This is a genomic window from Streptomyces sp. NPDC038280 (assembly GCF_055600045.1).
Genome location: NZ_JBVJYZ010000007.1, coordinates 186,162 through 199,350, shown reverse-complemented (window position 1 = coordinate 199,350; position 13,189 = coordinate 186,162). Strand labels below are relative to the sequence as shown.

12 protein-coding genes and 1 pseudogene are annotated in these 13,189 nt (G+C 71.1%); 12 read left to right on the top strand and 1 reads right to left on the bottom strand.

From position 1 onward, the window contains the following. Positions 1-18 precede the first annotated feature (18 nt). From ACZ7J0_RS17355 to ACZ7J0_RS17320, 8 genes and pseudogenes are all read left to right on the top strand, one after another. A complete protein-coding gene (locus ACZ7J0_RS17355) occupies positions 19-1,770 on the top strand; it encodes an ABC transporter substrate-binding protein (protein ID WP_470888182.1) in 1,752 nt (583 codons plus the stop codon). 120 nt (positions 1,771-1,890) lie between these two features. Next, positions 1,891-2,901 (top strand): ABC transporter permease, encoded by a 1,011-nt coding sequence (locus tag ACZ7J0_RS17350; RefSeq protein ID WP_468706784.1) that lies wholly within the window; start codon positions 1,891-1,893, stop codon positions 2,899-2,901. 29 nt (positions 2,902-2,930) lie between these two features. After that, complete coding sequence (locus tag ACZ7J0_RS17345; RefSeq protein ID WP_470888359.1) at positions 2,931-4,031, top strand: ABC transporter ATP-binding protein; 1,101 nt, start codon at positions 2,931-2,933, stop codon at positions 4,029-4,031. A 5-nt stretch (positions 4,032-4,036) separates the two neighbouring features. Continuing rightward, positions 4,037-5,164: an ABC transporter ATP-binding protein gene (locus ACZ7J0_RS17340; RefSeq protein ID WP_470888179.1), complete on the top strand. Its 1,128-nt coding sequence runs from the start codon at positions 4,037-4,039 to the stop codon at positions 5,162-5,164. Between the two features lie 614 nt (positions 5,165-5,778). Next, on the top strand, positions 5,779-6,453 hold the full coding sequence (locus tag ACZ7J0_RS17335; RefSeq protein WP_470888177.1) for a trimeric intracellular cation channel family protein: 675 nt from the start codon (positions 5,779-5,781) through the stop codon (positions 6,451-6,453). Positions 6,454-6,478: 25 nt separating this feature from the next. Continuing rightward, positions 6,479-7,333, top strand: coding sequence for a thioesterase family protein (locus tag ACZ7J0_RS17330; protein ID WP_470888175.1), 855 nt, complete (start codon positions 6,479-6,481; stop codon positions 7,331-7,333). A gap of 54 nt (positions 7,334-7,387) precedes the next feature. Then, a pseudogene (locus ACZ7J0_RS17325) lies at positions 7,388-7,582 on the top strand (HTH domain-containing protein); the annotation flags it as partial. 166 nt (positions 7,583-7,748) lie between these two features. Next, a complete protein-coding gene (locus tag ACZ7J0_RS17320) occupies positions 7,749-8,912 on the top strand; it encodes a cysteine desulfurase family protein (protein WP_470888173.1) in 1,164 nt (387 codons plus the stop codon). Here ACZ7J0_RS17320 and ACZ7J0_RS17315 read toward each other — a convergent pair. Continuing rightward, complete coding sequence (locus ACZ7J0_RS17315) at positions 8,905-9,561, bottom strand: N-acetylmuramoyl-L-alanine amidase (RefSeq protein ID WP_470888172.1); 657 nt, start codon at positions 9,559-9,561, stop codon at positions 8,905-8,907. The genes ACZ7J0_RS17320 and ACZ7J0_RS17315 overlap by 8 nt on opposite strands. Before the next feature lie 61 nt (positions 9,562-9,622). Here ACZ7J0_RS17315 and mnmA point away from each other — a divergent pair, with 61 nt between their 5' ends. From mnmA to ACZ7J0_RS17295, 4 genes are all read left to right on the top strand, one after another. After that, positions 9,623-10,750, top strand: coding sequence for a tRNA 2-thiouridine(34) synthase MnmA (gene mnmA / locus ACZ7J0_RS17310; RefSeq protein WP_469119387.1), 1,128 nt, complete (start codon positions 9,623-9,625; stop codon positions 10,748-10,750). Positions 10,751-10,853: 103 nt separating this feature from the next. Further along, entirely contained in the window at positions 10,854-11,393 is a 540-nt protein-coding gene (locus ACZ7J0_RS17305; protein WP_470888169.1) for an LOG family protein, read from the top strand. Positions 11,394-11,408: 15 nt separating this feature from the next. Beyond that, complete coding sequence (locus tag ACZ7J0_RS17300) at positions 11,409-12,098, top strand: SDR family oxidoreductase (RefSeq protein WP_470888167.1); 690 nt, start codon at positions 11,409-11,411, stop codon at positions 12,096-12,098. 52 nt (positions 12,099-12,150) lie between these two features. After that, a complete protein-coding gene (locus tag ACZ7J0_RS17295) occupies positions 12,151-13,155 on the top strand; it encodes a methionine synthase (RefSeq protein ID WP_470888165.1) in 1,005 nt (334 codons plus the stop codon). Positions 13,156-13,189 lie beyond the last annotated feature (34 nt).

The window sequence follows — 13,189 nt, the reverse complement described above, 5'->3', positions numbered from 1 at the left end:
TGAGGGGGCTTTCCTCAGGTGAAGACTAGAAAAGCGACAGTTCTGGTCGCCACAGCAGTGGTGCTGGCGCTGGGGGCGTCCGCGTGTGGTGGTTCCAAGGACGACAAGGGCAAGGGCGGTTCCGGTACGGCTGACGCCGCGCTGACCTCCGTCGTCAACAAGTCCGACAAGAAGGGCGGCACGGTCTCCTACGAGTTCTCGGACGAGCCGGACTCCCTCGACCCGGGCAACACGTACTACGGCTGGATCCAGAACTTCGCCCGCCTGTACGGCCGCACGCTGACCTCCTTCAAGCCGGCCGCCGACAAGGAGGGCCTGGAGGTCGTCCCCGACCTCGCGGAGTCGCTGGGCAAGCCCAGTGACGGCGCGAAGACCTGGACGTACACCCTCCGGAAGGGCCTGAAGTTCGAGGACGGCACGCCGATCACCTCGAAGGACGTCAAGTACGCCGTCGAGCGCTCGAACTTCAGCCCCGAGGCGCTGGCGAACGGTCCGACGTACTTCAAGGCACACCTCATCGGTGGTGACACCTACAAGGGTCCCTACAAGGACAAGAACCCGGCCGGCCTCGCCTCCATCGAGACGCCGGACGACCTCACCATCGTCTTCAAGCTGAAGAACGCCTTCGCGGACTTCGACTACCTGGCGACCTTCTCGCAGACGGCCCCCGTGCCGCGCGCGGCCGACAAGGGCGCCGAGTACGTCAAGAAGATGGTCTCCTCGGGCCCGTACAAGTTCCAGTCGTACGAGGAGGGCAAGGGCGCCACCCTCGTCCGCAACGAGAACTGGGACCCGAAGACCGACCCGGTCCGCAAGGCCCTGCCGGACAAGATCACCCTGCGCTTCGGCGTGAAGCAGGAGACGATCGACGGCAACCTGATCTCCGACAACCTCACCGTCGACGGCGCCGGCACCGGTGTCGCCCCGGCCACCCAGCCGAAGGTCCTCACCGACGCCAAGCTGAAGAAGCAGACGGACAACCCGTACGCGGGCGCCACGTCGTACATCGGCCTGAACGTCAACGTCGCCCCGTTCAACAACATCGAGTGCCGCAAGGCCGTTCAGTGGGGCATCGACAAGGCGTCCGTCGCGGCCGCCCAGGGCGGCGCGCCCAAGGGTGACCCGGCGACCACGCTGATCCCGCCGACCGTGGCCGGTTACACGAAGTTCGACCTGTACCCGTCCGAGGGCTTCAAGGGCGACATGGCCAAGGCCAAGGAGTCGCTGAAGAAGTGCGGTCAGCCGAACGGCTTCAAGACCAACCTGTCGGCCCGTTCGGACCGTCCGGCCGAGATGGCCATGGCCACCGCGGTCCAGGCGTCGCTGAAGAAGATCGGCATCACGGCCGAGATCAAGACCTTCCCGGCCGGTAAGTACTTCCAGAACTTCGCGGGCAACCCGAGCTACGTGCACGCCAACAAGCTCGGCATGATCATGACCGCGTGGGGTGCGGACTGGCCGACGGGCTTCGGCTTCCTCGACCAGATCGTCAACGGCTCGGCCATCAAGCCGGCCGGTGGCAACAACGTCCAGGAGCTGAACGACCCGAAGGTCAACCAGCTCCTCAACGAGGGCATCGCCACCACGGACACCGCCGCCCGCGAGAAGGTCTGGGGCGAGGTCGACAAGACGGTCATCGAGGGCGCGACCGCGGTCCCGCTGATCTACCGCAAGAACCTGCTTCTGCGGCCCGAGTCGGCGACCAACGTCACCATCACCCAGGCCTACCTGGGCATGTACGACTACCTGCTGATGGGCTCCGCCAAGTAGCAGGCGGGTCCCACCCCGAGAGTTCGAAAGGCAGGTGATGGCTCCGGTGTCCGCCGGCCGGCCGGCCGCTCCTCACAAGGGAGCGGGCCGGCGGCCGGCGGGCACCGGCGCCGGATAGCTGTGGCTGCGTACTTCATCCGACGCGTCTTCGGCGCGGTGCTACTGCTGCTGATCGTCAGCGCAGTCACCTTCGCGATCTTCTTCCTCGTCCCCCGCCTCGCGGGCCAGACGATGGACCAACTGGCGGCCCAGTACGTGGGCAAGGACGCCAACCCCGACACAGTGGCCGCGGTCAAGGCGAACCTCGGCCTCGACAAGCCGCTGTACGTCCAGTACTGGGACTTCATCCGGCAGATCTTCGTCGGCGCCGACTACAAGTTCGGTCCCGACGCCTCGCACTGTGACGCTCCGTGCTTCGGCTACTCCTTCAAGCGCCACATCGAGGTGTGGCCGGAGATCATCGGCCGCGTCCCGGTCACCTTCTCGCTGGCCATCGGTGCGGCGGTGATCTGGCTGGTCACCGGTGTCGCCACCGGCGTCGTCTCCGCGCTGAAGCGTGGCTCCCTGCTCGACCGCTTCTTCATGGGCGTCGCCCTCGCCGGCGTCTCCCTCCCGATCTTCTTCACCGGCATGCTCGCGCTGGGCGTCCTCACGGTCCAGTGGCCGGTCTGGGACGGCATCAACTACGTGCCGTTCACCGAGAACCCCGCCGAGTGGGCGTGGAACCTGCTCGTCCCCTGGTGCTCGCTGGCCTTCCTCTACTCCGCGCTCTACGCACGGCTCACCCGGGCCGGAATGCTGGAGACGATGGGTGAGGACTACATCCGTACCGCCCGCGCCAAGGGCCTCAAGGAGAGCCAGGTCATCGGCAAGCACGGGCTGCGGGCCGCACTCACCCCGATCGTCACCATCTTCGGCATGGACTTCGGTCTGCTGCTCGGCGGCGCCGTCATCACCGAGACGGTGTTCTCCTTCGAGGGCATGGGCAAGTACGCCATCAAGAGCGTGCGGGACAACGACCTGCCGATCGTGATGGGCGTGACCCTGACCGCCGCCTTCTTCATCGTCTTCTGCAATCTGCTGGTGGACCTGGTGTACGCCGCCATCGACCCCAGGGTGAGGTACTCGTGAGCGAGGTTTCCAAGGAGCAGACCGCCGGTATGGCGTCTGCCGCGCCGTCTGCCGCGTTGGGTGAGCCGGTGCCCGCCCAGCGGTCCGGCACCGAGGACTCCTTCCTCTCCGTGCGCGATCTGCGCATCCACTTCACCACCGACGACGGCCTGGTCAAGTCGGTCGACGGCGTCAGCTTCGACGTCAAGGCCGGCGAGACCCTCGGCATCGTCGGCGAGTCCGGCTCCGGCAAGTCGGTCACCTCGCTGGGCGTGATGGGACTCCACCGCGCCGCGCCGAACGCGAAGATCTCCGGCGAGGTCTGGCTGGACGGCGAGGAGCTGATCGGCGCCGACGCCGACCACGTGCGGCAGCTGCGCGGCCAGAAGATGGCCATGATCTTCCAGGACCCGCTCTCCGCGATGCACCCGTACTACACGGTCGGCGCGCAGATCGTGGAGGCGTACCGGGTCCACAACAAGGTCACCAAGAAGGCCGCCCGCACCCGGGCGATCGAGATGCTCGACCGCGTCGGCATCCCCGAGCCGGGCAAGCGCGTCGACTCCTACCCGCACGAGTTCTCCGGCGGTATGCGCCAGCGCGCGATGATCGCGATGGCCCTGGTCAACAACCCGCAGCTGCTCATCGCGGACGAGCCGACGACGGCGCTCGACGTCACCGTCCAGGCGCAGATCCTGGACCTGATCCGGGATCTGCAGAAGGAGTTCGGCTCCGCGGTCATCATGATCACGCACGACCTGGGTGTCGTCGCCGAGATGGCCGACAAGCTGCTCGTGATGTACGGCGGCCGGTGCATCGAGCGCGGCACGGCCGAGCAGGTCTTCTACGAGCCCCGGCACCCCTACACCTGGGGCCTGCTGGGCTCGATGCCGCGCATCGACCGGGATCAGACCGAACGCCTCATTCCGGTCAAGGGCTCCCCGCCGTCCCTGATCAACGTCCCCAGCGGCTGCGCCTTCAACCCGCGCTGCCCGTACGCGGACATCCCCAAGGACAACATCACGCGGACCACCCGCCCCGAGCTGACGGAGACCGGAAGCGGCGTCGGCAGCGGGCACTTCTCGGCCTGCCACATGTCGCAGGAGGAGCGGACCCGGATCTGGACCGAAGAGATTGCGCCGAAGCTGTGACCGATGTGACCGACAAGAATGCATCCGCTGAGCCGCTGCTCAAGGTCGAGGGGCTGGTCAAGCACTTCCCGATCCGCAAAGGCCTGCTCCAGCGCCAGAGCGGCGCGGTCAAGGCGGTCGACGGCATCTCCTTCGACGTGCTGCCGGGCGAGACCCTGGGCGTCGTGGGCGAGTCCGGCTGCGGCAAGTCGACGATGGGCCGGCTGATCACGCGGCTGCTCGAACCGACCGGCGGAAAGGTCGAGTTCGACGGCCACGACATCACGCACATGTCGGCGGGCGCGATGCGGCCACTGCGCCGCGACATCCAGATGATCTTCCAGGACCCGTACTCGTCGCTGAACCCGCGCCACACGATCGGCACGATCGTCAGCGCGCCGTTCCGGCTTCAGGGCGTCGAGCCCGAGGGCGGGGTCAAGAAGGAGGTCCAGCGGCTGCTGGGCCTGGTGGGCCTCAACCCCGAGCACTACAACCGCTACCCGCACGAGTTCTCGGGCGGCCAGCGGCAGCGCATCGGCATCGCCCGCGCACTCGCGCTCAACCCGAAGCTGGTCGTGGCGGACGAGCCGGTCTCCGCGCTGGACGTGTCGATCCAGGCCCAGGTCGTGAACCTGCTGGACGACCTCCAGGAGGAGCTGGGCCTGACGTATGTGATCATCGCGCACGACCTGTCCGTGATCCGTCACGTCTCGGACCGGATCGCCGTGATGTACCTCGGCAAGATCGTCGAGCTGGCGGACCGGAAGTCGCTGTACGAGGCGCCGATGCACCCGTACACCAAGGCGCTGATGTCGGCCGTGCCGGTGCCCGACCCGCGGCGCAAGGGCGTGAAGAGCGAGCGCATCCTGCTCAAGGGAGACGTGCCGTCGCCCATCGCGCCGCCGAGCGGCTGCCGCTTCCACACGCGGTGCTGGAAGGCGACGGAGATCTGCAAGACGCAGGAACCGCCGCTGCTGCAGCTGAAGCCGGGCCAGCAGGTGGCCTGCCACCACCCGGAGAACGCGCCGGACCAGGCCCCGGAGGAGACGGTGCTGCCGTCCGCCCGGGAAGCGGTGGAGATCGTCTCGGTGACGAAGGCGCCTTCGGCAGAGGAGCCCGAGCCGGCGAAGCCGGCTCGGGAGCCGGAGAAGTAAGAAGGGGAAGCGCCGGGGCCGGGGGCCCGGCGCCCCGGCCCTTGGCTCTGGGCGTGGCCGCGTCGGACAGCGCCCCCAGCGGTACGTCGACGCCGATCCTCTTCCAGGCGTCGGCCAGGTCCTCGGCGGCCGCCGCCACGGTCTCGCCGGCCGACGTGCCGTAGATCATGCGGATGGTGAGCCTTCCAGCCGGAGCGCACTCTGGTCGGCGGCTCGGCCTGCGCGCGGGGGCCGTGCCCGGGGGATCAGCGCCCGACCCCTGGCTCTTGGCCTGCGTGCGGTGGGCTGTGCTCGGGGGATCAGCGCCCGACCCCTGGCTCTTCGCCTGCGCGCGGTGGGCCCTCCGGGGGTATCAGCGCCGCCCCTGGCTCTTGGCCTGCGCGCGCCCGGCGCCCCCGGGCGCCGGGGCCGGCGGTTCGCCCGGACTCGGGCAGGCCCGGGCGGCCGTGCTTCACGGCCCCGCCGCGACCGCCCGCGCCCCGTGGGGCCCCGCGCGCGTGCCCGGGGCCGTCGCGGTCACGAGGAACGGCCCCGCCGCGACCGCCCGCGCCCCGTGGGGCCCCGCGCGCGTGCCCGGGGCCGTCGGCCGTGGGCGGGCCCGGCACAATGACGCGGTGCTCCACGAACTGTTCACCCCCTCCGTCCAGCACGCGCTCGATCTCGTCGGCATCTTCGTCTTCGCGATCTCCGGCGCCCTCCTCGCCGTCCGCAAGAACTTCGACGTCTTCGGCATCGCCGTCCTCGCCGAGGTCACGGCGCTCGGCGGAGGACTCTTCCGCGACCTGATCATCGGCGCCGTACCCCCGGCCGCCTTCACCGATCTCGGCTACTTCCTCATGCCGCTCGTCGCGACGGGTTTCGTCTTCTTCCTCCACCCGCAGGTCGAGCGCACCCAGACCGCCGTCAACGTGTTCGACGCCGCCGGTCTCGGGCTGTTCTGCGTCACCGGCACCACGAAGGCGTACGAGTACGGCCTCGGTCTGACCGCCTCCGCAGCGCTGGGCCTCGCCACCGCCGTCGGCGGCGGTGTGCTGCGGGACGTGCTCGCCAACGAGGTGCCCTCGCTGCTGCGCTGGGACCGTGATCTCTACGCCGTCCCGGCGATCGTCGGATCCACGATGGTGGTGCTCTGCATCCGCTTCGACGTGCTGAACGCCGGCACCAGCGGCCTCGCCGTGGTGACCGCGTTCCTGCTGCGGCTGCTGGCGATGCGCTTCCACTGGCGGGCCCCCCGCGCCTGGAACCGCCGCTCCTCGGCGAGCGAGGACCCCCAAAAAGCTACCGCTTAGTAATTGTTTGTTGTACGGTGCCGCCATGGCACAGGCAGCACAGGCACAGGCAACCATCGGGGACAGCGAGTTCGACCGCGACACCGCTGTCACCCTGCGCGAACCGGGCGTCTACGACGCGGACCTCTCCGCGGGCTGGACGATCATTCACGCCGTCAACGGCGGATACCTCCTCGCCCTCCTCGGCCGCGCCCTCGGTGACGCCCTGCCCCACCCCGACCCGTTCACGGTCTCCGCGCACTACCTCACTCCGTCCGCCCCGGGTCCGGCCGTCATCCGCACCCAGGTGGTCCGCACCGGCCGCACCCTCTCCACCGGCCAGGCGTCCCTCTTCCAGTACGCCGAGGACGGCACCGAGGTCGAGCGCATCCGGGTCCTGGCCTCGTACGGAGACCTCGACACGCTGGCCGACGAGGTCCGGACCACGGCGACGCCGCCGGCCATCCCGCCGCGCGACCACTGCTTCGGCCCCTCCGACGGCCCCGCGCCCAAGATCCCCGGGTCGTCCGCCATCACCGAGCGCCTCGACATCAAGCTCGACCCCGCGACCGTGGGCTGGGCCGTCGGGGCTCCGTCCGGCAAGGGCGAGATGCGCGGCTGGTTCGGTCTCGCCGACGGCCGCGACGCCGACCCCCTCTCGCTGCTGCTCACCGTCGACGCGCTGCCGCCGACCTCCTTCGAGCTCGGCCTCAAGGGCTGGACGCCGACCGTCGAACTCACCACCCATGTGCGCTGCCGTCCCGCGCCCGGCCCGCTGCGCGTCGCCATCACCACCCGCAACCTCGCCGGGGGCTTCCTGGAGGAGGACGCCGAGGTCTGGGACAGCGCCGACCGGCTCGTCGCCCAGTCCCGCCAACTGGCCCGCGCGCCCCGGGGATAGCGTCGGCCGGCTGAAGCCCGACCGCCCGCGCACACGCGGGAAAGCGTCGGCCGGCTGAGCCCGGCCGGCTGCTCTCCCTCCTCATACCGCTTACTGCTCCGGACCCGGGGTCCCGTCCCCGCGACCGAGCGCGCCGAGCGCCTCGAAGTCCCCGTACGCACGATCCACCGGGACGTCGGGGCGCTCCCCGCGTCCGGGGTCCCGGTGTACCCGGAGCGCGGCCGGCACGGAGGGATCGCGCCGCCACCGCCCGGGCCCTCCCCCGGCCGAGGCGGCCGAGGCCGTCGCGCTGTGCGGCTGAGCGCTTCGGGCCGTCCTCGGTTCGTCCCCCGGGCGTCCACGCTGGATGGCGTAAACCGGCCAAGCCGTACGCCCGGCGGGGAGGGGGCCAGTGGGCTCGTAGAATCGGATCACCATGGCATACCTCGACCACGCCGCGACCACTCCCATGCTGCCGGAGGCGGTCGAGGCGATGACCGCCCAGCTCACCGTGACCGGCAACGCCTCCTCGCTCCACGGCGCCGGACGCCGGGCCCGCCGCACCGTCGAGGAGGCCCGCGAGACGCTCGCCGCCGCACTGGGCGCCCGGCCCAGCGAGGTCGTTTTCACCTCGGGCGGCACCGAGGCCGACAACCTCGCCGTGAAGGGCCTGTACTGGGCACGCCGCGACGCCGCCCCCCGCCGCGTGAGGGTCCTGGCCAGCCCCGTGGAGCACCACGCCGTCCTGGACGCCGTGGACTGGCTCGGCGAGCACGAGGGCGCGACGGTCGAGTATCTGCCGGTCGACCGGTACGGCAGGGTGAGCCCCGAGGCCCTGCGGGCGGCGATCGCGCGGAACCCCGACGACGTGGCCCTGGCCACCGTCATGTGGGCCAACAACGAGATCGGCACCGTCATGCCGGTGCGTGAACTGGCCGACGTGGCAAGTGAGTTCGGCGTCCCGCTGCACGCCGACGCGGTCCAGGCCCTCGGTCAGCTTCCGGTCGACTTCGCCGCCTCGGGACTCGCCGCCATGACCGTCTCCGGTCACAAGATCGGCGGCCCCTACGGCATCGGCGCCCTGCTGCTGGGCCGCGAGTACAGCCCCGTCCCGGTGCTCCACGGCGGCGGGCAGGAGCGCCATGTCCGCTCCGGCACCCTCGACGCCCCGGCGATCGCGGCGTTCGCCGTCGCGGGCCGGCTCGCCGCCGAGCGCCGCGAGGAGTACGCCCGCGAGATCGGCGCGCTCCGCGACGACCTCGTGGCGGCGGTCCGCAGCGCGGTGCCCGACGCGATCCTCGGCGGCGACCCGGACGACCGGCTCCCCGCGAACGCCCACTTCACCTTCCCCGGCTGCGAGGGCGACTCCCTGCTCCTGCTCCTCGACGCCCAGGGCATCGAGTGCTCCACCGGGTCCGCCTGCACCGCGGGCGTCGCCCAGCCGAGCCACGTGCTGCTGGCCACCGGCACCGACCCCGACCTCGCGCGCGGCACCCTGCGCTTCACCCTCGGCCACACCTCCACCAAGGAGGACGTGGCGGCCGTGGCGGAGGCCATCGGTCCGGCGGTGGAGCGGGCCCGTACGGCAGGACTCAGCTAGCCGCGCTCACGACGGACGCGGACCGCACGAGCCCCAGGTAGCGGTCCCAGTCCCAGTGCGGCCCCGGGTCGGTGTGGTCCGTGCCCGGCACCTCGACGTGGCCGATGATGTGCTCGCGGTCGACGGGGATGCCGTACCGCCCGCAGATCCCCGCGGTCAGCCGCGCCGACGCCGCGTACATCTGCGGTGTGAAGCCCTGGGGGCGGTCCACGAACCCCTCGTGCTCGATGCCGACACTGCGCTCGTTCATGTCGCGGTCGCCCGCGTGGAACGCCACGTCCAGCTCGCGGATCATCTGCGCTATGTGCCCGTCCTTGCGGACCACGTAGTGCGTCGCGGCTCCGTGGCCCGGGTTCTTGAAGACCTTCAGGGCGCTCGGATAGGTGCCCTGGACGACATGGATGACGACCCGGTCGATCGTGAAGTCGTCCGGGCGGTCCGCCCGCCGCCAGTTCGCCCGCGCCGCCGACGTCCACTCCGCCCCCGGGTGGTCAAGCTCACCCTCCACGCGCTTCTTCTCCGTACCGGGCAGCCGCCACCAGGCACGCCTCAGCTCGTCCCTGGCCAGCAGCGCCGCACCCGCCACCGCGGCTCCGCCGCCGATCAGCACGGTCCGCCGGCCGACCCCCCGCTTCGGTTCGCTCCCCATACGAGCGCCAACGCATACTCACGTGCTCCTGGTTCCCGCGGGCCCGTACCCTGGTAGGGCTATGACTCAGACTCCCCAGCGCCCCCTGCGCGTGCTCGCCGCCATGTCGGGCGGCGTGGACTCCGCCGTCGCCGCCGCCCGCGCCGCCGAGGCCGGGCACGACGTCACCGGGGTCCACCTCGCGCTCTCCGCGAATCCGCAGTCCTTCCGCACCGGCGCGCGCGGCTGCTGCACCATCGAGGACTCCCGCGACGCGCGGCGCGCGGCGGACGTCATCGGCATCCCCTTCTACGTCTGGGACCTCGCCGAGCGGTTCCGCGAGGACGTCGTCGACGACTTCGTCGCCGAGTACGAGGCGGGCCGGACGCCCAACCCGTGTCTGCGCTGCAACGAGAAGATCAAGTTCGCGGCGCTGCTCGACAAGGCGCTCGCGCTGGGCTTCGACGCCGTCTGCACGGGCCACTACGCGACCGTGGTCGTCGCCGAGGACGGCTCCCGCGAGCTGCACCGGGCGTCCGACATGGCCAAGGACCAGTCGTACGTGCTCGGCGTCCTGGACGAGAAGCAGCTCGCCCACGCCATGTTCCCGCTCGGGGACACGCTGACCACCAAGGACGAGATCCGGGCGGAGGCGGAGCGGCGCGGGCTGGCGGTGGCGAAGAAGCCCGACAGCCACGACATCTGCTTCATCGCCGACGGCGACACCCAGGGCTTCCTGGCGTCCAGGCTCGGTACGGCCGAGGGTGACATCGTCGACGAGACCGGCCAGAAGCTCGGCACCCACGAGGGCGCGTACGGCTTCACCATCGGCCAGCGCAAGGGCCTGCGCATCGGCCACCCGGCCGCCGACGGCAAGCCGCGCTACGTCCTGGACATCTCGCCGGTGAACAACACGGTCACGGTCGGCCCGGTGGAGGCGCTCGACGTCACCGCCCTCACCGCGATCAAGCCCCGCTGGTGCGGTACGGCCCCGGAGGGCCCCGGTACCTACACGGCGCAGCTCCGCGCCCACGGCGGCGAGACGGAGGTCTCGGCGGAGCTGGTCGACGGAACGCTGCGCGTGACCTTCGCCGAGCCCGTGCGCGGGGTGGCTCCGGGCCAGGCGATCGTTCTCTACGACGGCACGCGCGTGGTCGGTTCGGCGACGATCGCGACGACGGCTCGGCGTACGGCCGAAGCGGGCGTCTGAGCGGCAGCGGCCCCCGGGCCGCTCGCTCGCGCGGAACCCACCGGTCTTCGGCTGCCTTCCCGCGGCATCCTCGCTGTCGGTGGCGGGGCTTACCGTGGAGCCCATGGACATCTGCGTATTCCTCTCGGCCGCCGACCTCGACGAGCGCTACACCGGACCGGCCCGCGAATTCGCCGAGCTGCTCGGCAAGGGCGGCCACACCCTGGTGTGGGGCGGCTCCGACGTCGGTCTGATGAAGGTCGTCGCGGACGGAGTGCAGGAGGCGGGCGGGCGGCTCGTCGGTGTCTCCGTCGACTTCCTGGCGCACAAGGCCCGCCCGGACACCGACGAGATGGTGATCGCCAGAGACCTCGCGGAGCGCAAGGCCCTGCTGCTCGCCAAGTCGGACGCGATCGTCATCATGGTCGGCGGCACCGGCACCCTCGACGAGGCCACCGAGATCCTGGAGCTGAAGAAGCACGGGAAGCACACCAAGCCGGTCGTGCTCCTCAACACCGCCGGGTTCTACGACGGTCTGAAGGAGCAGTTCCGGCGGATGGAGGACGAGGGCTTCCTGCCGCTGCCCCTCACGGAGCTGGTGTTCTTCGCCGAGGACGGGGTCTCGGCCCTCGCCTACCTCGAAGAGAGCGCCGGCATCCGGTAGTGCGAGCATGGGGGCATGGCTACCCATCTGATCACCGGCGCGGGGTCCGGCATCGGCGCGGCCGTCGCGCGCCGGCTGCACGAGCGCGGCGACGACCTCGTACTCCTCGCGCGCAACGCCGGACGGGCGAAGGAGCTGGCCGCCGCCCACCCCGGCGCGCGTACGCTCGTCGCCGACCTGGCCGACCCCGACCGCATCTCCTGGGCGCTCGGCCAGCAGGCCATGCCGGACCGGCTGGACTCCCTGCTGCACATCGCCGGCATCGTGGACCTGGGGCCGATCGCGGACCTGCGCCCCAAGACCTGGCACCAGCAGCTCAACGCCAATCTGATCGCCCCCGCCGAGCTGACCCGGCTGTTCCTCCCTCAGATCCGGGCCGGTCAGGGCCTGGTGCTGTTCGTGAACTCCGGCGCCGGGCTCAACGCCCATGCGGAGTGGGGTGCTTACGCGGCTTCCAAGCACGGCCTGAGGGCGCTGGCCGACTCCCTGCGCCACGAGGAGCACGGGAACGGCGTCCGCGTCACCTCGGTCTACCCGGGCCGCACCGCCAGTCCCATGCAGGCCAAGGTGCACTCGCAGGAGGGCAAGGAGTACGACGCCTCCCGCTGGATCGACCCGGAGTCCGTCGCCACGGCGATCCTCACGGCCATCGACCTGCCGCGCGACGCGGAGATCAACGACCTGTCGGTGCGGCCGGGGCGCTGAGGCCCGGGGGGAGCCGTACGACCGTCCTCCCGGGCGGACGTACGCTTCCTGCGTGAGCGAGAAGAACGAGTTCAGCTGGGGTCCGGCCACCGGTGTCGGGTCCATGCCCGGGGGTGACGCCCGGGAGGCCGCCAAGACCGTCGTCGGGTCCTTCGAGGACTTCCCGTACCTCCCGGAGCTGCCCGCTCGCGGGCCCGGCGCCGACATGATCGGGCGGACCCTCGGGATGCTCGTCGAGATGTACGCGCACCTGGAGCCCAGCGGCTGGCGGGTGAGCGACCGGCCGGGCCGCGACACCCGGCGCGCCCGGTCCTGGCTGGGCGAGGACCTCGACGCGCTGGAGGAGTTCACCCAGGGCTACGAGGGCCCGCTCAAGGTGCAGGCCGTGGGCCCGTGGACGCTCGCCGCGGCCCTGGAACTGCGCGGCGGCGAGGCGTCGCTGGGCGACCCCGGCGCCTGCCGGGACCTCGCGGCCTCCCTCGCCGAGGGGCTGCGGGACCATCTCGCCGACGTGCGGCGCCGGGTGCCGGGCGCCCGGGTGATCCTCCAGCTCGACGAACCGTCGCTCACCGGCGTCCTGCGCGGACAGATCCGCACGGCCAGCGGCTACCGCACCTATCGGGCGGTCGACCGCCAGGTCGTGGAGAGCGCGCTGCGCGAGGTGATCGGGGTCAGCGACGGACCGGTCACGGTGCACAGCTGCGCGCCGGACGTGCCCTTCGCGCTGTTGCGCCGGGCGGGCGTCGCGGGTGTGTCGTTCGATTTCGCTCTCCTCACCGAACGTGACGAGGAGCAGATCGGCGAGGCCGTCGAAGGCGGTACGCAGCTGTTCGCGGGCGTGGTGCCGTCCACCGACGCGGCATTGTCAGACCCTGCCGGTAGCGTCATGGGTGTCAGAACGCTGTGGCGCAGGCTGGGGCTGAATCCGGGGACTCTCGCCGAGTCCTTGGTGATCACCCCGTCGTGCGGGCTCGCGGGTGCCTCACCCGCCTACGCCCGGGCGGCCCTCGCCCACTGCGCGCGAGCGGCGCGATCGCTCGCGGACAACCCTGAGTAACGGGTCGAAGCACCACGGGCTGAAGTAACGGGAG

Coding starts and splice junctions, on each gene's coding strand:
- ACZ7J0_RS17345 (WP_470888359.1), top strand. CDS start 2,931: ATGGCGTCTGCCGCGCCGTCTGCCGCGTTGGGTGAGCCGGTGCCCGCC.
- ACZ7J0_RS17330 (WP_470888175.1), top strand. CDS start 6,479: ATGGCACAGGCAGCACAGGCACAGGCAACCATCGGGGACAGCGAGTTC.
- ACZ7J0_RS17320 (WP_470888173.1), top strand. CDS start 7,749: ATGGCATACCTCGACCACGCCGCGACCACTCCCATGCTGCCGGAGGCG.
- ACZ7J0_RS17315 (WP_470888172.1), bottom strand. CDS start 9,561: ATGGGGAGCGAACCGAAGCGGGGGGTCGGCCGGCGGACCGTGCTGATC.
- mnmA (WP_469119387.1), top strand. CDS start 9,623: ATGACTCAGACTCCCCAGCGCCCCCTGCGCGTGCTCGCCGCCATGTCG.
- ACZ7J0_RS17305 (WP_470888169.1), top strand. CDS start 10,854: ATGGACATCTGCGTATTCCTCTCGGCCGCCGACCTCGACGAGCGCTAC.
- ACZ7J0_RS17300 (WP_470888167.1), top strand. CDS start 11,409: ATGGCTACCCATCTGATCACCGGCGCGGGGTCCGGCATCGGCGCGGCC.